The sequence below is a fragment of the Amycolatopsis sp. NPDC051716 genome (assembly GCF_040681595.1).
Taxonomy (GTDB): domain Bacteria; phylum Actinomycetota; class Actinomycetes; order Mycobacteriales; family Pseudonocardiaceae; genus Amycolatopsis.
Genome location: NZ_JBFAZA010000001.1, coordinates 220,754 through 239,427 on the forward strand (window position 1 = coordinate 220,754; position 18,674 = coordinate 239,427).

General features: G+C 70.9%; 19 protein-coding genes. 5 read left to right on the forward strand and 14 right to left on the reverse strand.

What is annotated here, in order from left to right; genetic code table 11:
* Positions 1–30: 30 nt before the first annotated feature.
* Positions 31–678 carry a TetR family transcriptional regulator gene (locus tag AB0M30_RS01100; protein ID WP_364578306.1) on the forward strand — a complete coding sequence of 216 codons (648 nt, stop codon included), beginning with the start codon at positions 31–33 and terminating at the stop codon, positions 676–678.
* A 70-nt stretch (positions 679–748) separates the two neighbouring features.
* Here the strand turns inward: AB0M30_RS01100 and AB0M30_RS01105 are convergent, their stop codons facing one another.
* Positions 749–2,047, reverse strand: coding sequence for a D-arabinono-1,4-lactone oxidase (locus AB0M30_RS01105; RefSeq protein ID WP_364578308.1), 1,299 nt, complete (start codon positions 2,045–2,047; stop codon positions 749–751).
* A gap of 86 nt (positions 2,048–2,133) precedes the next feature.
* On the opposite strand from AB0M30_RS01105, the gene AB0M30_RS01110 reads away from it, so the two are divergent.
* Positions 2,134–3,318 carry an amino acid deaminase/aldolase gene (locus AB0M30_RS01110; protein WP_364578309.1) on the forward strand — a complete coding sequence of 395 codons (1,185 nt, stop codon included), beginning with the start codon at positions 2,134–2,136 and terminating at the stop codon, positions 3,316–3,318.
* 121 nt (positions 3,319–3,439) lie between these two features.
* Here the strand turns inward: AB0M30_RS01110 and AB0M30_RS01115 are convergent, their stop codons facing one another.
* From AB0M30_RS01115 to AB0M30_RS01125, 3 genes are read right to left on the reverse strand one after another with little or no spacing between them, the layout of a single operon-like run.
* Positions 3,440–4,390, reverse strand: a complete 951-nt coding sequence (locus tag AB0M30_RS01115) for a ribose-phosphate pyrophosphokinase (RefSeq protein WP_364578312.1) — start codon at positions 4,388–4,390, stop codon at positions 3,440–3,442.
* The gene (locus AB0M30_RS01120) at positions 4,387–5,037 is read right to left on the reverse strand and encodes an SDR family oxidoreductase (RefSeq protein WP_364578314.1); all 651 of its coding nucleotides are present in this window, start codon (positions 5,035–5,037) and stop codon (positions 4,387–4,389) included. Before AB0M30_RS01120 ends, AB0M30_RS01115 begins: the two co-directional genes overlap by 4 nt.
* Before the next feature lie 32 nt (positions 5,038–5,069).
* On the reverse strand, positions 5,070–5,723 hold the full coding sequence (locus AB0M30_RS01125; protein ID WP_360165759.1) for a hypothetical protein: 654 nt from the start codon (positions 5,721–5,723) through the stop codon (positions 5,070–5,072).
* A gap of 422 nt (positions 5,724–6,145) precedes the next feature.
* Here AB0M30_RS01125 and AB0M30_RS01130 point away from each other — a divergent pair, with 422 nt between their 5' ends.
* Both AB0M30_RS01130 and AB0M30_RS01135 read left to right on the forward strand, forming a co-directional pair.
* Positions 6,146–7,216, forward strand: a complete 1,071-nt coding sequence (locus AB0M30_RS01130; RefSeq protein WP_364578316.1) for a CoA ester lyase — start codon at positions 6,146–6,148, stop codon at positions 7,214–7,216.
* Positions 7,213–8,076 carry a CoA ester lyase gene (locus AB0M30_RS01135; protein WP_364578319.1) on the forward strand — a complete coding sequence of 288 codons (864 nt, stop codon included), beginning with the start codon at positions 7,213–7,215 and terminating at the stop codon, positions 8,074–8,076. Before AB0M30_RS01130 ends, AB0M30_RS01135 begins: the two co-directional genes overlap by 4 nt.
* 40 nt (positions 8,077–8,116) lie before the next feature.
* Here AB0M30_RS01135 and AB0M30_RS01140 read toward each other — a convergent pair whose 3' ends face one another.
* From AB0M30_RS01140 to AB0M30_RS01185, 10 genes are all read right to left on the reverse strand, one after another.
* Positions 8,117–8,971 carry a CU044_5270 family protein gene (locus tag AB0M30_RS01140; protein WP_364578321.1) on the reverse strand — a complete coding sequence of 285 codons (855 nt, stop codon included), beginning with the start codon at positions 8,969–8,971 and terminating at the stop codon, positions 8,117–8,119.
* A complete protein-coding gene (locus AB0M30_RS01145; RefSeq protein WP_364578324.1) occupies positions 8,964–9,485 on the reverse strand; it encodes an RNA polymerase sigma factor in 522 nt (173 codons plus the stop codon). Before AB0M30_RS01145 ends, AB0M30_RS01140 begins: the two co-directional genes overlap by 8 nt.
* A 79-nt stretch (positions 9,486–9,564) precedes the next feature.
* The gene (locus AB0M30_RS01150) at positions 9,565–10,950 is read right to left on the reverse strand and encodes an amidase (protein ID WP_364578327.1); all 1,386 of its coding nucleotides are present in this window, start codon (positions 10,948–10,950) and stop codon (positions 9,565–9,567) included.
* 9 nt (positions 10,951–10,959) lie between these two features.
* A complete protein-coding gene (locus AB0M30_RS01155; protein WP_364578329.1) occupies positions 10,960–11,715 on the reverse strand; it encodes an SDR family oxidoreductase in 756 nt (251 codons plus the stop codon).
* Positions 11,712–13,124 (reverse strand): aldehyde dehydrogenase family protein, encoded by a 1,413-nt coding sequence (locus tag AB0M30_RS01160; protein WP_364578331.1) that lies wholly within the window; start codon positions 13,122–13,124, stop codon positions 11,712–11,714. Before AB0M30_RS01160 ends, AB0M30_RS01155 begins: the two co-directional genes overlap by 4 nt.
* A complete protein-coding gene (locus AB0M30_RS01165) occupies positions 13,117–13,890 on the reverse strand; it encodes an ABC transporter ATP-binding protein (protein ID WP_364578334.1) in 774 nt (257 codons plus the stop codon). Before AB0M30_RS01165 ends, AB0M30_RS01160 begins: the two co-directional genes overlap by 8 nt.
* The gene (locus tag AB0M30_RS01170; protein WP_364578335.1) at positions 13,887–14,618 is read right to left on the reverse strand and encodes an ABC transporter ATP-binding protein; all 732 of its coding nucleotides are present in this window, start codon (positions 14,616–14,618) and stop codon (positions 13,887–13,889) included. The genes AB0M30_RS01165 and AB0M30_RS01170 overlap by 4 nt, the downstream gene beginning before the upstream one ends.
* Entirely contained in the window at positions 14,615–15,424 is an 810-nt protein-coding gene (locus tag AB0M30_RS01175; protein ID WP_364578338.1) for an ABC transporter permease, read from the reverse strand. Before AB0M30_RS01175 ends, AB0M30_RS01170 begins: the two co-directional genes overlap by 4 nt.
* A complete protein-coding gene (locus tag AB0M30_RS01180) occupies positions 15,424–16,368 on the reverse strand; it encodes an ABC transporter permease (RefSeq protein WP_364578340.1) in 945 nt (314 codons plus the stop codon). Before AB0M30_RS01180 ends, AB0M30_RS01175 begins: the two co-directional genes overlap by 1 nt.
* The gene (locus tag AB0M30_RS01185) at positions 16,365–17,855 is read right to left on the reverse strand and encodes an ABC transporter substrate-binding protein (protein ID WP_364578341.1); all 1,491 of its coding nucleotides are present in this window, start codon (positions 17,853–17,855) and stop codon (positions 16,365–16,367) included. Before AB0M30_RS01185 ends, AB0M30_RS01180 begins: the two co-directional genes overlap by 4 nt.
* A gap of 66 nt (positions 17,856–17,921) precedes the next feature.
* Between AB0M30_RS01185 and AB0M30_RS01190 the strand changes: the two genes are divergently transcribed.
* Positions 17,922–18,668 (forward strand): FadR/GntR family transcriptional regulator, encoded by a 747-nt coding sequence (locus AB0M30_RS01190; RefSeq protein WP_103338147.1) that lies wholly within the window; start codon positions 17,922–17,924, stop codon positions 18,666–18,668.
* Positions 18,669–18,674: the final 6 nt, after the last annotated feature.

Sequence of the window (18,674 nt, forward strand, 5' to 3'; positions counted from 1 at the left end):
AAAGTCCCAGATCAGACGAGGAGGAGTGCCGTGTCCGACATCCAGGCCGCGAAGGTGCCGGCAGAAGCCACCCCCTTACGCCGCCAGCCGGTCCAGCAGCGAAGCGCCAAACGGGTCGAGCAGATGCTCGACGCGAGCGCGGCGTTGATCGACGAGCTCGGTTACGACGCGCTGACGACGACGTTGATCGCCAAACGAGCGGGGGTGGCGGTCGGTTCGCTGTACCAGTTCTTCCCGGACAAGCGCGCGGTCGTCCAAGCGCTCACCGCACGGAATCTGGAACGTTTCGTGGGCGCGGTGAACGAGCGGCTGAAGCAGCTGGGGCCGGAGCACTGGTGGGACGTCGTGGACTCGATCCTCGACATCTACCTCGAGATGCACCGGACGGTCCCGGGATTTTCGAAGGTCCACTTCGGCGACATCATCGACCGCCAGCTGCTCGACGAGACGCGCGACAACAACGCGGTGCTCGTGGATTCGCTGACCGAGGTGGTTGCGACCCAGGTGGACCGGCCGGTGGAGGACCTGCGGTTCGCGATCGGGATCGCGAACGAGGTGGCGGACGCGCTGCTGAAGCTGGCGTTCCGGAAGGAGCCCAGCGGGGACGAGAAGATCGTGGCCGAGGCGAAGTACGTGGTGAAGGGGTACCTCGCGGCTCGGTTCGGGGAGCGGTCGTAGCTGTCCACAGAAAGTTGTCCACAGGTATGCACAGCTGTGGACAACGTGGTGGTTGTGACAGCCGAGCCCGTTACCCGGCCGGTCCGAGCACCCGGTCCAGGTAGGTGTTGCTGAAGATGCCGCTCGGGTCGGTTTCCTTGCGCACGCGCAGGAAGTCGTCGAAGTGCGGGTAGCGCGTGCGGAGGACGCCGGCGTCGAGGTCGTGCATCTTGCCCCAGTGCGGGCGGCCGCCGACGGCGCCGGCGATCTTCTCGAACGCGCTGAAGTATTCGCGATAGGGCATGCCGGTGAACTGGTGGATGGCGATGTAGGCGGAGTCGCGGCCTTGCGCGGTCGACAGCCAGATGTCGTCGGCGGCGGCGACCCGCACCTCGACCGGGAACATCACCGGGTCCTTCAGCGTCGGCACCACGGCGCGTAGTTCGGCGAGCACGTCGAGCACTGATTCACGTGGAACAGCGTATTCCGTTTCGGTGAAACGGACGTTGCGCGCGGTGACGAAGACCCGGTGCGAGAGGTCGCTGTAGTCGCGCGCGCTCAAGACGTTGGAGGCGAAGCTGCCGAGCGACGGCACGAGCTTCGGCATCAGCCGTCCGGTCCGGCAGAGGCCGCCGAAGGCGACGTTCTCCATGATCCGGTAGTCGACGAACTCGCGGACCTTGCCGAGCGGCTGCGGCGTCTCGGTCCGGTTGTTGCGCTTGACCAGGGCGTTCTTGCCGTAGGGGAACCAGTAGAACTCGAAGTGCTCGTTTTCGTCGGCGAAGTCGTGGAAGCCCTCGAGGACCTGCTCCAGCGGCTCCGGTCGTTCCTGCGCGCGCAGCACGAACGACGGTTCGCACGCGAGCGTCACCGTGGTGATCACGCCGAGCGCGCCGAGCCCGACACGGGCGGCGGCGAAGAGGTCGGGCCTTTCCCCGGCCGAGCAGGTGACGACCGAGCCGTCCGCGAGGACGAGTTCGAGCGCGACGATCTGGGTGGCGAGGCCGCCGATCTTCGCGCCGGTGCCGTGGGTGCCGGTGGAAATCGCGCCGGCGATGGTCTGCGCGTCGATGTCACCGAGGTTGGTCATGGCCAGCCCGAGCGTGTCGAGGGCGGCGTTGAGCTCTCGGAGCGTGGTGCCGGAGCGGACGGTGACGTGCCCCGTCGCCAGGTCCACCCGGTCGATGCCGGTCCAGTGGCGCAGGTCGAGCGCGTCGGAGTCGGCGGCGGCGATGGCGGTGAAGGAGTGCCCGCTGCCCCAGGGGCGCACGGTGCGGCCGGCCGCGGCGATGCTCGCGACCGTCGCCGCGATCTCCGCCGTGTCGCGCGGCTGGTGAACGTGTTGCGGCGAGGCGGAAACCGTGCCCGCCCAGTTGGTCCACCGGGTCATGCGCGTGCACCCTTCATCCAGGAGTGCCCGAAACAGTAAGTGAATAGTATTCGCGTTTCAAGGCTTGTTGTCGTACTTTAGACCTCGTGACCAGTGCGACGGTGTACGACTTGGCGACCAAGGACCTCGATCCGCCCTTGGCCGTGGTCGACTTGGCGGCGTTCGACGCGAACGCGGCCGACCTCCGCCGCCGCGCGGCCGGCAAGCCGATCCGCGTCGTCAGCAAGTCGGTCCGCTGCCGCGCACTGCTGGAGCGGGCGCTGACGATGCCGGGCTTCGAGGGCCTGATGTGCTACTCGCTGGCGGAAGCGGTCTGGCACATCGAGCAGGGCACGACCGATGACATCGTCGTCGCGTACCCGACGGCGGACCACGAAGCCCTTCGCCGCCTGGCCGCGTCCGAGGGCGCCCGCGCGGCGATCGCGATCATGGTGGATTCCCCCGACCACCTGGATCTGGTGGACGCGGCCCTCGGCCACGGCCACCCGGAGATCCGCGTGTGCCTGGAACTGGACGCGTCCTGGCGCCCGTTCCCGGGCATCCACGTCGGCACGCGGCGTTCGCCGGTGTTCACCCCGAAGCAGGCCTCGACGTTCGCCCGCCAGATCGCCGCCCGCCCGGGCTTCCGCCTGGTGGGGGTGATGGCGTACGAAGGCCAGATCGCCGGTCTCGGCGACGCGGCCGGCCACCGCCTGAACCGGGCGGTCGTGGGCTGGATGCAACGCCGGTCGGCGGCCGAGCTGGCCCGCCGCCGCGGCGAAGCGGTCCGGGCGGTCCAGGCGGTGACGCCCCTGGAGTTCGTCAACGGAGGCGGAACGGGCAGCCTCGAGTCGACGGGCGCCGACGCGGTGGTCACGGAAATAGCGGCGGGCTCGGGCTTGATCGGCCCCACGCTCTTCGACGGTTACTCCCGCTTCAAGCCCCGCCCGGCGGCGCTGTTCGCCCTGCCGGTGGTCCGCCGCCCCACCCGCAACATCGCGACGCTCTTCTCGGGCGGCTACATCGCTTCGGGCCCGACAGGCCCTTCCCGCCAGCCGAAGCCGTACTTGCCGAGGGGCTTGAAGTTCCTCGGCTTCGAGGGAGCGGGCGAGGTCCAGACACCGGTGACGGGCCGAGCCGCCCGAACGTTGAAGCTCGGTGACCGGGTGTGGCTGCGCCACGCCAAGGCGGGCGAGCTGGCCGAGCGGTTCACCCACTACCACCTGGTGCTCGGCGACCGGGTGGAACGAACGGTCCCGACGTACCGGGGAGAGCACCAGAACTTCGGCTGACGGCGACCTATCGGATGGGCAGCTGAAGCCCCCGCAGTCCAACCCCGCAGGCGCGCAAGATGGCATGCCAAGGCCAAGCCGCTGTCGAGGCCGGCTCGAGCCGGAGCAGTGATCCGGTTCGCTAGAAGAGCGCCGACACCGATTCGCCGTTGTGGATCCGGCGGATCGCCTCGGCCATCGCCGGGGCGATCGAGAGGATCTTCAGCTTCTCGGTGCGTTCCTCCTCCGGTACCGGGACCGTGTTCGTGCAGACGATCTCCAGCACCTCCGGCCGGCTGCCGATGCGCTCGATGGCCTTTGCCGCGAACAGCCCGTGCGTGCAGGCGACGCGGATCGAGCGGGGCTCCAGCTCGGCCAGCTTGTCCAGGAGTTCGAGCACCGTGCTGCCCTTGGCGATCTCGTCGTCGAGCACGATCACGTCCCGGCCGGTGACCTCGCCGATCACCGAAGTGATCTGGACGCGGTCGTCGGGGAAGCGTTCCTTCGCCCCGGCCGCGACCTGGACGCCGAGGAGCCGCGCGAAGTGCGACGCCTCCTTCGCGTTGCCCAGGTCGGGCGAGACGACGGTGGCGCGTGAAAGGTCGTACTGACGGAAGTGCTTGGCCAGCTCCTGCAGCGCGTGCAGGTGATCCACCGGGACGCTGAAGAAGCCGTGGACCTGCGGTGAGTGCAGGGTCATCGCGAGCACGCGGCTCGCTCCCGCGGTCACCAGCAGGTCGGCGACCAGCCGGCCGCCGATGGAGATGCGGGGCGCGTCCTTCTTGTCCGAGCGCGCGTACGAGTAGTGCGGCATCACGGCGGTGATGCGGGACGCCGAGGCGCCGCGGGCCGCGTCGAGCATCAGCAGCAGCTCGACGAGGTGCTCCTGCACCGGCTTCACCAGCGGCTGGATGATGAAGACGTCCCGCTCGCGGCAGTTCGCCTGCAGCTGCACCTCGAGGCAGTCGTTGGCGAACCGCTGGATCTCGACCGGCCGCAGCGGCACGCCGAGGTTGCTGCAGATCTCTTCGGCCAGCTCGGGGTGCGCGCTGCCGCTGAAGACGGCGATTTCTCTCGATGCCTGGGTGATCACAGCGCCGAGATCGCCTCGTCGATGGGAGTCTCGCCCGAGATCAGCGTCAGGGTGCGGTGCACCGAAGCGGGCGCCCCGAGCAGGCCGGCGAGCACCGCGGCGACGTCGTCGCGCGGGATCGGGCCGCGTCCGGTGTTCTCGGCCAGCAGGACCAGGCCGGTGCCCGGGTCGTTGGTCAGCTGCCCCGGCCGGAGGATCGTCCAGTCGAGGTCACGGGCCTTGAGGTCGTCTTCCGCCGCGCGCTTGGCACGCAGGTAGTGCCGGAATTCCTCGCTGACGTCGGGGTTATCCGGGTTGTCGGCTCCGATCGAGCCCACCTGGATGTGCCGGCGGACGCCAGCCCGCTCGGCCGCTTCGGCGAACAGCGCCGCGGCGCCACGGTCCACAGTGTCCTTGCGGGCGGTGCCGCTGCCCGGCCCGGCGCCGGCCGAAAACACCGCGGCGTCGGCACCCTTCAGGGCCTCGGCGACGGCGTCCACATCGGAGTTCTCGAGGTCCAGGACGACGCCCTGGGCGCCGACGGCCTCGAGGTCCGCCGCGTGGGCCGGATTCCGGATGATGCCGATCGCTTCGTCACCGCGCGCGGCGAGCAGCCGCTCGAGCCGCAGCGCGATCTGACCGTGTCCACCTGCAATGACGACTCGCATGAGCCGACCCTATAGGCGTTTGAGCGGGCCCGTCAGTCGAGGGAAGCGGGGACTTCGGCGGTGCGGAGCAGGTGGTCGTAAACCAGCTCGTTGACCAGGCGGGAGACCGGGTCCTCGGCCAGCACGACGCGCTCGGTGCGGCCCTCGAGGTCGAGGTCGACGACCGCGTTCGGGTCGGCGGTCACGACGGCGAGGCCGTACGCGCGGGCGCGCGGCAGGCAGTTGCCGACGTAGTCCTCGGTCAGCACGACCGGGGACGGGAGGACCATCGCGGCCTCGCCGTAGCGGGCGAACGGAACCGCGGAGGCCATCGCGGTGCGCCAGTGGCGCGCGACGGCCAGGACGCCGACGATCTCGGCGGCCGGGGCGGGGGCGGTTCCGGCCAGCTCCGGCCAGGTCCAGGTGTCGACGGTGGCACGGTCGGCCACCGGGCCGGCACCCATCGCGATGCGTTCGGCGTGCACGTCGGTGCGGAGCTTGGCGACCACGCAGACCTTGCGGCCGAGGATCGTGGTCTCGGGGAGGACGACGCCGTTCCAGCCCAGCTGGGCGGCGGCGGCGCGGGCGAGCTCGTCGACGCTCGCGGGGAGCTCGATCGGCGGCACCACGCGGCTCGGCATCGACCGGCTGCGCTTCGCGCCACCGGCGACCGTCGAGCGCTCGGTGTTCTGAGGTGTAGCCGCCACGAGTCCGCCTCCTTCTAACCTGCACCGCTTCGTGACCGGGGGAAACCGGCACCTCACTTGTCTAACAGCGCGGCGGCGCGGCGTCGCCGGGTAGTGCGAGTGGCTGCGATCGGCGGCGCCCAGCGGTCGATGACCGGTCGGTAGGCGGTCATCGGACTTCGGTCGAACGGTGCGGCCAACCGAGTGATCGCGGGGGTGAGTGGCATTACGGTCCGGCTACGGGCGATTACCCGGGGCAGGATCGGCCAAACCCGGCCAGGCTGGGCCGTTCGGCGCAACCCCGGCAAATCCACAGTGGACGCGGGTCCCTGAGCTGCGGATGTCCGCCGTCACCCACATGGCGGTGACTTGGACCGCAGCGGTTCCGGGCGCGCGGGACTAAAGTTACCCACCAGTCACTTAGCCCCCGCCGTGGAGGACCGATGCGCTCCCCGAAGGACTTCTTCGCCCCGCTCGCCCTGGGCGCGCCCGCGCCCGTGCGGGAGATCCCGGTGACGCCGTCCCGGATGATCCACTTCTTCGACCCGGGCAACGAGAAGATGGCGGCGAAGGTGCCGGACATCGCGAAGAAGGTCGACGTCCTGCTCGGGAACCTCGAGGACGCCGTCCGCGCCGACCGCAAGGAGGCCGCGCGCGCCGGCCTGGTCGCGATCGCCAAGGCGAACGACTTCGGGAAGACGCAGCTGTGGACGCGGGTCAACAGCCTGGACTCGCCGTGGGTGCTCGACGACCTGGTCACGCTGGTCACCGAGATCGGCGACAAGCTCGACGTCATCATGGTGCCGAAGGTCGAGGGCGCGCAGGACATCCACTACGTCGACCGGCTGCTGGCCCAGCTCGAGGCGCGCGCCGGGCTGACGAAGCCGCTGCTGGTGCACGCCATCCTCGAGACGGCGAGCGGCGTGGCCAACGTCGAGGAGATCGCCGGGGCGAGCCCGCGCATGCAGGGCATCTCGCTCGGCCCGGCCGACCTGGCCGCGAGTCGTCGCATGAAGACGACCCGGGTGGGCGGCGGGCACCCCGGCTACCTGGTGCGCACCGACCCGACCGGCGAGGACTTGACCGAAGGCCGGACGACCTACCAGCAGGACCTGTGGCACTACACGGTGGCGCGGATGGTCGACGCGTGCGCGATGCACGGGATCCTGCCGTACTACGGGCCGTTCGGGGACATCCGCGACGTCGTCGCGTGCGAGGACCAGTTCCGCAACGCGTTCCTGCTCGGCTGCGTCGGCGCGTGGAGCCTGCACCCGGTGCAGATCGACATCGCGAAGAAGGTGTTCTCGCCGTCGCCGTCCGATGTGGCCTGGGCGCGCCGGGTGATCGCCGAGATGGGTGACGGCACGGGCGCGGTGATGATCGACGGGAAGATGCAGGACGACGCGTCGGTGAAGCAGTGCCGCGTGGTCGCCGAACTGGCCGACGCCCTCGCGGCGGACGACCCCGAACTCGCGGCCGCCTACGACGCCGCCACCAAGGAGGCCCTCGGATGACCGAGCTGAAGCCGAGACGCTCTGTTCTCTACATGCCCGGCGCGAACGAACGCGCGCTGGAGAAGGCCAAGACGATCCCGGCGGACGCGCTGATCCTCGACCTCGAGGACGCCGTCGCGCCGGACGCCAAGGAAGCCGCGCGGGAACGCGTCTGCGCGGCGGCTTCTTCGGGCGACTACGGCGAGCGCGAAGTGACCATCCGGGTCAACGGCCTCGACACCGAGTGGCACGACGCCGACCTGCGCGCGGCGGCCTCGGCCGGGCCGGCCGCGGTGGTCGTGCCGAAGGTGAACTCCGCCGCCGAGGTGCACAACATCGAGCGCGCGCTGGAGCTGGGCGGGGCGCCGGCCCACACGAAGATCTGGGCGATGGTCGAGACACCGGTCGCGATGCTGCACGCGGAGGAGATCGCGGCGGCGTCGGAGCGGCTGACCGTGCTGGTGATGGGCACGAACGACCTGGCCAAGGAACTGCACGCCGAGTTCGTCCCCGGCCGCGGCCCGCTGCTCGGCGGGCTCTCGCTGTGCCTGCTGGCCGCGCGGGCGACCGGCAAGGTGATCCTCGACGGCGTCTACAACGACGTGAAGGACCTCGAGGGCTTCGAGGCCGAGTGCGAGCAGGGCCGTCAGTACGGCTTCGACGGCAAGACGCTGATCCACCCGGCCCAGGTGGAGCCGTGCAACCGGATCTTCGCACCGTCCGAAGCGGAGGTCGACAAGTCGCGGCGGATCATCGAAGCCTTCGAGGAAGCGCAGAAGGAAGGCCGCGGGGTCGTGACCGTGGACGGCCGGATGATCGAGAACCTGCACGTCGACAACGCGCGGCGGGTGCTGGCACTGGCCGAGGCCGTCAAGAACTGAACCCCGGTGGCCGGGCCGCTAGCCCGGCCACCGGTGCGGTTCACTTCGGCAGCGAGTCCGTCCACTCGGCACTGACCTCCGCGCCCTGCGGGCTGGCGACCACGTAGATGGCGCCGTCCGCGGTCACGTACATCGACGTGCGGTTGACGCGGCCGGTGGCCGGGTCGACGACCAGGCGGTAGTTGCCGGGCAGCATGAAGCCGCGGCCACCCGGGACGGCGCCGAGGTCCTGGACGCCGGGGTACGCCGCGATCGCGCGGAAGGCCGCCGCGCGCACGGCCGGTGGGGCCGGCAGCGTCGACACCAGCGAAACCATGGACAGCAGCAGCTCCCGCTCCCGGTCCTCCGCGGTCAGCGGGCCCGCACTCGTCCGGGCGCCGCTGTGCGCGATCGCGTTCACGAGCCAGTCCCGCAGCGCCGCCGGGTCGGTGGGCAGGGTCCGGAGCTGCTCGAAGGTCACGGTGGTGCCGGCCAGCCGCAACGGGGACGACCCCAGTGCCAGGAGCCGGCCACTGGACTTCGCGCCGCGGAACCACATGTGGCCGTCGGCGGAGTACCAGTTCTCGTAGGCCTGCTTTTCCGAGGCGGTCTTGACGTGCCAGTACTTGCCGCTGTCCGCCGAGGCGTGCTCGGCCACCGTGGCCGCCGCCAGCAGGACCTGCGTGCCGGTGACGACCGGGGCCACGGCCTGGGGCCGCGGAGCGGGCACCGGAGTGGGCGCCGGGGCGCCGGGCAGGGTCACCACCACGAGACCGGCGCCGAGCGCCAGTGGACGCACCCGGCGGCGGCGGCCGGTGAGCATCCGGTTCTGCAGCCGGTGCCGGCTCCGGTCCACGACGTCCTGGGGAACTTCGCGGGGCGCCAGCGCGGCTCGCAGGGTCTGCAGGTCATTCATCGAAAGCCTCCTGGGCGAGAGCGGGGGCGAGTTTCTTGCGGGCGCGCGTCAGCCGGGAGCCGACCGTGCCCGGGGAGATGCCGAGCGCTTCGGCCACTTCGGCGTAGCCGAGGTCGCCGAGCGCGACGAGCAGCAGGACATCGCGTTCCCCGGCGGAGAGCCGGGCCAACGCCGTTCCCAGCCGCGCCACCGTCACCGAAGCGACAACGCGGCTTTCGTGCCCTTCGGCGGTCTCGCGCGGGTCGAGCCGCGAGAGCGCGCGGTAGTGGCGGGCCTCCTTGCGGCGGTGCCGCGAAACCAGGTTCGTCGCGATGCCGAACAGCCAGGCCCGCAGGTCGCCTCGGGCGGCGTCGAACGTCTTCCGCCGGTCGAAGGCGACGAGGAACGTCTCGGCGGCGACGTCTTCCGCGACCTGGGCACCGAGGCGCCCGGCGACGTACCGGTGGATGTCCGCGAAATAGCGGTCGTGCACTTCCGTGAAGTGCTCGCTGTCCAGCACCGGGGCCGCCGTCATGGGGCTGCCTCTGTCATGGGGTTCCTTCCCGTCGGCGACAGCTTCACCCCCACTTCGCCGAAGGTCCGGAACTTCTTCCCTACCCCACCGGCCAGGGCCGCTGCGGCGGCCGGAGCCCTTCGTACGCCGCCGCGGCGCGGAGGACGCCGAGGTCGTCGAAGCGGCGGCCGGCGAGCTGGAGTCCGATCGGCCGGCCGTCGTCGGTGTAACCGCAGTTCAGCGAGACCGCGGGCTGGCCGGACATGTTGTACGGCAAGGTGAACGCGATGTGCTCGAACGGCCGGGCCGGGTCGTTCGTCGGCGACGCCCACTCGGCCGGCGGCGCCGCGACCGGGCAGACCGGAGACAGCACGACGTCGAACTCCGAGGTCGCCCGCAGGGCCGCCACGCTCATGACGTCGATCTGGGCGAAGCCGCGGTAGACGTCCACTCCGGACACCTCCGCACCGCCCGCCGCCCACTCGGCGATGTACGGCAGGACCTTCGCGCGGCGGTCCGGCGGCAGGGCCGCCAGGTCCGACCAGGCCCGCGTGCGCCAGAAGACGTCGAGGCCGTCGAGCATTTCGCGGGTGAGGAACGGCTCGACCGGCTCGACGACGGCGCCCGCGGCTTCGAAGGCCCGGGCCGCCGCGGTGACGGCGTCGCGGATCGCCGGGTCCACCGGGAGTCCGGGGCCGGACTCGAGCTGCAGGCCGACGCGCAGGCCGCCGACCGGGCGAGCCGGCGCGGACCAGTCGAGCTCCGACGGTGGCAGGCACAGGTGGTCACGCGGGTCCGGGCGCGACAGCACGCTCATCAGCAACGCCGTGTCGGCGACCGTGCGGGTCATCGGGCCGGCGACGCGGCCGAGGAACGGCGGGTCGACCGGCACCCGGCCGAAGCTCGGCTTCAGCCCGGTCAGGCCGCACCAGCCCGCGGGCAGCCGGATCGAGCCGCCGATGTCGGTCCCGACGTGCAGCGGGCCGTACCCCGCGGCGGCCGCGGCCCCGGCACCCGCGCTGGACCCGCCGGGGGTGGCCGAGAGCTGCCACGGGTTGCGGGCCGTGGTGTGGAAACTCGACAAGCCGGACGTCAGCATCCCGTAGTCCGGCATGGTCGTCTTGGCCAGCAGGACGCCACCGGATTCCCGGACCCGCGCGGCCGCCGGGGCGTCCTCGGCGGCCGGGACCAACGCGGTCGCCGCCGTGCCCAGCGGCACCGGCGTGCCACGGGTCGCGATGTTCTCCTTGAGCGTCAGCGGGACGCCGTCGATCGGGCCCAGCGGTTCACCGGACGCCCAGCGTGCTTCGGACGCCTTCGCTTCGTCGCGAGCGCCTGAAGGGTCGTAGGCGTACAACGCGTGGAGCTCAGGCTCTCGCGCTTCGATGCGCGCGAGAACGGCTTCGGTCACCTCGACCGGCGAGAGCGTCTTCGCGCGGTACTGCGCGACGAGCTCGACGGCGGTCAGGTCAGGCAGCTCGGTCATGGGCGCTCCTCACGAGGCAGGCGGGTCGAAGCGGCCGTCGACGGCGGTCCAGCCACCGTCCACGGCCAGCACGGAGCCCGTCACGAACGACGAAGCATCCGAAGCGAGGTACACGACGGCGCCGGCGAGCTCGTCCGGACGCGCCCAGCGGCCCAGCGCGCCCTTCGCCGCGTACGCGGCGTACCACTCGGGGTTCGCCTTGATCTGCGCGGTCAGCGGGGTCTCGACGACGCCGGGCGCGATCGCGTTCACCCGGACACCGGCCGGGCCGAACTCCGCGGCGGCGGTGCGGAACAGCTGGACCAGGCCCGCTTTCGTCGCCGCGTACGGGCCCTGGCCCGGCTCGACGGTCGTGCCGCGGATCGACGAGAAGCCGATGATGCTGCCGCGCCCGCGCGCGACCATGTCGGCGCCGAAGACGCGGACGACCTCGAACGTCACGCCGAGGTTCAACGCGATGACGCGGTCGAACTCCTGGCGCGTGTAGTCGAGCAAGCGTTTGCGGACGTTCGTCGCGGCGGTCAGCACGACGATGTCCTGGGGGCCGAGGTCGGCCGCGGCCTTGTCCAGAGCACCCGGTTCGAGCATGTCGAGCTCGTACGGCTCCCCCACGCCCGCCTCGCGCGCGGCTTCGAGGTCGCGATCGGCGCACACGACGTCGGCGCCGTGCGCGGCCAGCGCCCGCGCGGCTTCGCGGCCGATGCCGCCCGCGCCGAGCACGACGGCCCGCCGCCCGTCCAGCCGGAACAACGTCGAATAGTTCACGGGCGCAGCACCGCCATCCTCGTCACGGTCAGTTCCTCGACGGCGAACCTCGGTCCCTCACGGCCGATGCCGGAGTCCTTCACCCCGCCGTAGGGCATGGTGTCCGAGCGGAAGCCGGGCACCTCGTTGACCACGACCCCGCCGACCTCCAGCTCGTCCAGTGCGCGAAACGCCGTTTTCAGGGACTTGCTGTAGACGCTGGCGTGGAGGCCGTAGCGGGAGGCGTTCACCGCGGCGAAGGCCTCGTCCACATCGGACACCGTGCGCACGCAGACGACCGGGCCGAAGATCTCTTCGTCCCAGGCTTCGACGCCGTCCGGGACGTCGAGGAGGACGGTCGGGCGCAGCACCGTGCCGTCCACCCCGCCGCCCACCTGGCGTGCGCCGGACTTCTCGATCCACGCGGCGACCCGGTCGGTGGAAGCGGGGTCGATCAGCGCCGACACCCGCGTCTTCTCATCCCGCGGATCGCCGATGACGACCTCGTCGAGCCGGGCCAGCAGGCGGTCGGTGAACTCTTCGGCAACCGAAGCGACGACCAGCACCCGCTGGACCGAGATGCACGCCTGGCCGGACGCGTAGAACCCGCCGCGCAGCACGGCGTCCGCGGCGGCTTCCAGATCCGCGTCTTCGGCCACCACGAGCGCCGCGTTCGACCCCAGTTCCAGCAACGTCTTCGTCGGGGCCGCGTCGCGGGCGATGCGGTGGCCGACCGCGGCCGAGCCGGTGAAGGAGACCGCCCCGATGCGACGGTCGGTGGTCAGCGCCGCGCCCACGGCCGCGTCACCGGTGACCAGCTGCACCATCGCGGCGACCGGCGCGACCGACCGGACCAGGTGCACCAGCCACAGCGTGGCCATCGGCGTCTGGGGCGCGGGCTTGACGATCACCGGGCAGCCGGCGGCGATCGCGGGCGCGATCTTGTGCGACGCCAGCAGCAACGGGTAGTTGAAGCCCGCGATGCCGACGACGACGCCGATCGGCTTGCGCTTCCAGAACCCGACCAGCCCGTCGCCCGAGGGCAGGAGGTCCAGCGGGACGGTCTCGCCGTGCAGCCGTGACACCTCTTCGGCGGCGGCTTCCCAGGTGACGATCGTGCGCGCGACCTCGACGCGGCAGTCGACCAGGGGCTTCCCGGTCTCGAGGACGAGGCGGTTCTCGAACTCCTCTCGATGAGCCCGGATCGCCGCGGCGACGTCGTTGAGCAGTGAACGTCGAACTCGCGAAGGCAGCGAAGCCACTTCGCGCGCGACGGCGACAGCTTCGTCCACCGCGCGAGTCGCCAGCTCAGGCGTACCGACGGGCGCCAGGCCGACGACACTCCCGTCGTAAGGGAAAACGATTTCTTCGGAATCCACAGTGGACACCCAGCCGCCGCCGATCGGCAGGCCGTCCGGGTACTCAGGCATCGTCACCTCCGCGCAGCCGGGCCAGTTCCGCGCGCAGGTTCGGCGCGGCTTCGAGAAGTTCCCGCGTGTATTCGTGCCGGGGTGCGTCGTAGACCTGCGCCACGTCGCCGAGTTCGACGATCTCGCCGCGGCGCATCACCGCGACGCGGTCGCAGACGTGCCGGACGACGCCGAGGTCGTGGGACACGAAGATCAGCGTCAGCGCGAACTGCTCCACCAGCGAGCCGAGCAGGTCCAGGATCTGGCCGCGCACGGAGACGTCGAGGGCGCTGACCGGCTCGTCGGCGATGAGCACGCTCGGGTTCGGCGCCAGCGCGCGGGCGATCGAGATCCGCTGCCGCTGGCCGCCGGAGAACTGGTGCGGATAGCGCTGGGCGGCGTCGGCGGGCAGGCCGACGGCGGCGAGCAGTTCGGCCACGCGGTCGGGTTCCCGGCGGCCCATCGGCTCGGAAACGATGTCGCGCACGCGCATCCGCGGGTCGAGCGAGCCCATCGGGTCCTGGAACACGATCTGCAGTTCCGACCGCAGGAAGCCGAGGCGGCGTTCGGGCAGGTTGTCGATGCGCTTGCCCTGGAACGAGACCGTGCCCGCGGTCGGCTTGTCGAGCGCCGCCAGCAGCCGGACCAGCGTCGACTTGCCCGAACCGGACTCCCCCACGATGCCGAACCGCTGCCCCGCCTCGACGTCGAAGCTGACACCGCGCAGCGCGTGGACGTCCCGCCGGGCGTAGCGGCGTTCGAGGTCACGGACTTCGATGACGGTCATCGCCGGGCCTCCAGATCCGAGGCGTCCAGGAGCTTCCGCGTGTACTCGTGCTTTGGCTGCGTCAGCACTTCGCGCGTCGAGCCCGCTTCGACGATCTCGCCGTCCAGCATCACGAGGACGCGCTCGCACACCGAAGCCACGACGGCGAGGTCGTGCGTGATGAACAGCAACGCGCTTTCGGCGGGCAGCGACGTCTTGATCAGCGACAGGATCTGGGCCTGCACGGTGACGTCGAGGGCGGTGGTCGGCTCGTCGCAGATCAGCAGCGACGGCTCGTTCGCCAGCGCCATCGCGAGCACGACCCGCTGCCGCTGCCCGCCCGACAGCTGGTGCGGGTACGCGCGGGCGGTGCCCGGGAGGCCCACCGCGGACAGCAGGTCTTCGGCGCGATGACGGCGTCCGCGCAGGCGCCCGGGCTCGGTGACCTGGCGGCCGACGCGCATGGCCGGGTTCAGCGCCGTCATCGGCTCCTGGAACACCATGGCCAGCTCGTCGCCGCGCAGCCGCGACAAGTCCTTTTCGGACATTCCCAGCAGCTCACGGTCGTGCAGGCGGACCGATCCGGACGCGGGCAGTTCCTCGGGCAGCAGGCCCATGATCGCCAGCGCCGTCAGCGACTTCCCGGACCCGGACTCGCCGATCAGGCCGACGCGCTCGCCGGCGCCGATCTCGAAGGAGACGTCACGAACCAGCGCCGAGACGCTGAGGCCATGCACCGATAGGGTCATACGCGGGCCGCCAATCGGGGATCGAGGCGGTCGCGGAGGCCGTCGCCGAGGAGGTTGAAGCCGAGGACGGCGACGGCGATCGCGATGCCCGGCACCAGCGCCAGCCGCGGCTGCACGGTCAGCAGTTCCTGCGATTCCTGCAGCATCCGGCCCCACGACGGCGTCGGCGGCCGCGTGCCGAACCCGAGGAACGACAACGCCGCTTCGGCGAGCACGGCGATCGCGAACGACACCGACGCCTGCACGATCAGCAGGCCGGAGATGTTCGGCAGCACGTGCCGCAGCGCGATGTTCAGCCGCGACCGCCCGCCGGCCCGGGCCGCGAGCACGAACTCGGTGCTCATCACCTGCAGCGTCCCGGAGCGGGCGATCCGCGCGAACGACGGGATGGTGGCGATGCCGATGGCGACCATCGCGGTCAGCGTGTCCGCCCCGAACACCGCGCCGAACATGATGGCCAGCAGCAGCGCGGGAAACGCGAGCACGAGGTCGTTGACCCGCATGACGAACTCGCCGAGCTGCGTCGTCTCAGACATCCCGGCCAGGACCCCCAGGGGCGTGCCGATCACCGCGGCGATGCCGACGGCGACGACCCCGACGTACAACGTGGTCCGCGCGCCGACCATGAGCTGGCTCAGCAGGTCGCGGCCGAACTTGTCGGTGCCGAACCAGTGCGAGCCGGTGAAGCCGAGCAGCCGGTGGGTCGCGTCGACCTTCACCGGGTCGAACGGCGTCCACGCGAACGACAGCAGCGCGGCCAGCACCACCAGGCCGACGAGGATCCCGCCGATGAGGAGATTGCGCATCACGAACCCCGCAATCTCGGGTCGAGCACGGTGTAGAGGAGGTCGACGACGAAGTTGACCAGCAGCACGCCGGCGACCAGGACAAGCACGATTCCCTGCACGGTCAGCAGGTCACGCGCGGAGACGGCGTCCAGCAGCATCGAGCCGAGTCCCGGCAGCACGAACACGCGCTCGACGACGACCGCGCCGATCAGCAAGGTCGCCAGCTGCAGGCCGAGCACGGTGACAACGGGCACCGACGCATTGCGCAGCCCGTGGCGGACCAGCGCCTGCCCCGGCCGCAGCCCCTTCGAGCGCGCGGTGCGCAGGTAGTCCTGGCCGAGCGTGTCGAGCACGGCCGACCGGACGTAGCGCGTCAGCACCGCGCCCTGCACCAGGCCGAGCGACAACGCCGGGAGGATCAGCCCGCGGACGAACTCGCCCGCGTCCTGGTCCGGCGGCGTCCACCCGCCCGACGGCAGCCAGCGCAGCTGCACGGCGAAGATCTGCACGAGGATGATCCCGGCGAGGAACGCGGGGATCGCGACACCGATCTGCGACAGACCGGAAACGCCGGCGCCGGACGCCTTCCGGTGCTTCACCGCGGCGAACGTCCCGGCCGGCACGGCGATCACCAACGCCACCAGAATCCCGGCGCCGACCAGCCACAGCGTGACGCCGAGGCGGTCGAGCAGCTGCGGGCCGATCGCCTCCCGGGTCACGTACGACCGGCCGAAGTCGCCGTGCAGCACGCCGCCGATCCAGTCGAAGTACTGCGTGACCAGCGGGCGGTCGATGCCGAACTCCGCGCGCGTCTTGGCCAGCAGCTCCGGCGTCGCGTTGACGCCCAACGAGACCTGCGCCGGATCGCCCGGCAGCACGGCCATGAACAAGAACACCACGATGGACGCGACCAGCAAGCTGACCACGAAGATCGCCACCCGGCGCAGCACCTTGGCGGTCATCGCGGGGCCAATCCGGTGAGGTCGAACGACTCGCTCACCTGGTTCTGAACGAACCCCCCGACCTTGGCCTTCGCCACGATCACGTTGGGGAACAGGAACAGCCAGTCCGCGGCCGCGTCGGTGTTCAGCTGCCGCGCCACCTGCTTCATGTCCGCGACCTGCTGCTCCGGCGTCCCGCTGTCGGCGTCGGCGAGCAGCTGCTGGACGCGCTTGCTGTCGTAACCCCAGTAGTACTTCGGCTTCCCGAACGTCGTGATGTCGCGGGCCTCGACGTGCTGGATGATCGACAGGTCGTAGTCGTGGTCGGTGAACACCTGCTTGAGCCACACCGCCGGGAAGTCGAGCGGCTCGATGGTGGCCCGCACGCCGACGTCGGCGAGCTGCGACTGGACGACCTGCGCGGCCGACACCGCGTACGGCAGGTTCGGGATCCGCAGCCGCAGGTTCAGGTTCGCCGCGCCGGCTTCGGAGAGCAGCGCCTGGGCCCGCGCGGGATCGAACGGGTGGACGTTCGCCAGGTCCTCGTACCAGGGGTCGGTCGGCGGGACCATGCTGCCGATCAACGTGCCGCGACCCGCCCACGCCGTGTCGAGCAGCGCCTTCCGGTCGATCGCGTAGGTCAGGGCCTGGCGCACGCGGACGTCGTTCAACGGCGGCCGCGCGTTGTTCATGGCCAGCGTGACCTCGGAGTTCGTGGTGCCTTGGACGACCTGGAACCGGTCGTCGGCCTGGAACTGCGGGATCGATTCGGGCGCGGTGATCGCGGCGATGACGTCGATGCCGTTGCTGAACAGGGTGTTGTTCAGCGCGGTCGGGTCCTTGATGTACTTGAGGACGACCGTGCCGTACGCCGGTTTCCGGCCCCAGTACGCGGGATTCGCCTTCAGCACCACGGAGTCGCCGCGCTTGCGCGCCGCCACGACGTACGGCCCGGTGCCCACCGGCTTGGTCGCCAGGTCGGCGACGCCGGTGGGGCTGAACATCGCGCCGAGCCGGCTGGTGAGGCTGAACAGCCAGCCGTTGGACGGCTTCGAGAGCACGACCCGCGCGTGGTCCGGCGCCACGACGTCGACGTGGTCGACGACGTCCATGTTCGCCTTGATCGAGATCGTCCAGTCGGTCTTCACCCGCAGGAGCGAGAACTTGACGTCCTCGGCGGTGAAGGGGGCGCCGTTGCTGAACTTGACGCCCGGCTGCAGCTGGAAGTCGTAGGTCTTCCGGTCCGGGCTGATCGTCCACGACTTCGCGAGCAGGGGCACGACCTTGCCCTGCGCGTCGAGCTTCACCAGGCCTTCGTAGACGTTGTAGAGCAGCGCCTGCGGGATGGCGGCGCCGTCGGTGCGGGTGAAGTCGAAGTTCGCGGGCTCCGCCGTGAAGCCGACGGAAAGCGTGTCCGGGCCAGCGGAAACACTGGCCGACGAGCCGGCCGAGCACCCGGACACCACGAGCAGCAGCGCCGCTGCCAGCACGTGAAGTCGGGCTTTCATTCGGCCTCCAGGTAAGTACACTGGTCTGACCAGTAGCCTGCACCGAGCGGACGGCGAGGTCAAGGGATGCGGTTCGAACCGGTGGCTCCGGTCCGCGCGTACGAGCGGGTCGTCGAGCAGATCGAGCAGGCCGTGGTCAGCGGCACGCTCAAGCCGGGGGAACGCCTGCCGAGCGAGCGGGAGCTGATGACGCAGTTCGGCGTCGGCCGCTCGACGATCCGCGAAGCCCTGCGCGTGCTGCAGGCGGCCGAGATGATCCGCTCGCGGCCCGGGGACCCGCGCGGCCCGGAGGTGCTGGCCGCCTCGCCCGCCGCGCTGCACCGCTCGATGCACCGGCTCGCGCGCGCCGACCACGTCGGGCTCGCCGAACTGCTGCAGTTCCGGATGATCCTCGACGGCTCGGCGCACCTGCTCGCGGCCGGGCTCCGCACCGAAGAGGACCTGACCGGCCTCGACGCGGCCCTGGAGTCGATGCGCGAAGGCGTTTCACGCGGCTACGCCGAGTTCAGCCGCGCCGACGTCGCCTTCCACGAGGTGATCGCGCGCATCTCCCGCAATCCGTTGCTGGTGGTCAGCGAGGAAGTCGTGCGCGGGGTCGTGCTGGAACTGATCGAGGACAAGCTCGAGCACGCCAGCAACCGGACGTCGCTGATGCGCACCTGGCTCGCCCACCACGCCGAGGTGCTCGACGCGATCCGCGCGGCCGACGGCGCCGGCGCGGCGCACCTGGCCAAACAGGCGTTGTACGACAACTACGCCGAATACGTCCCGGCCGGGCAACGGCCGCTGCTCACGCCGTTGCTGCGGCCCTAAACTCGG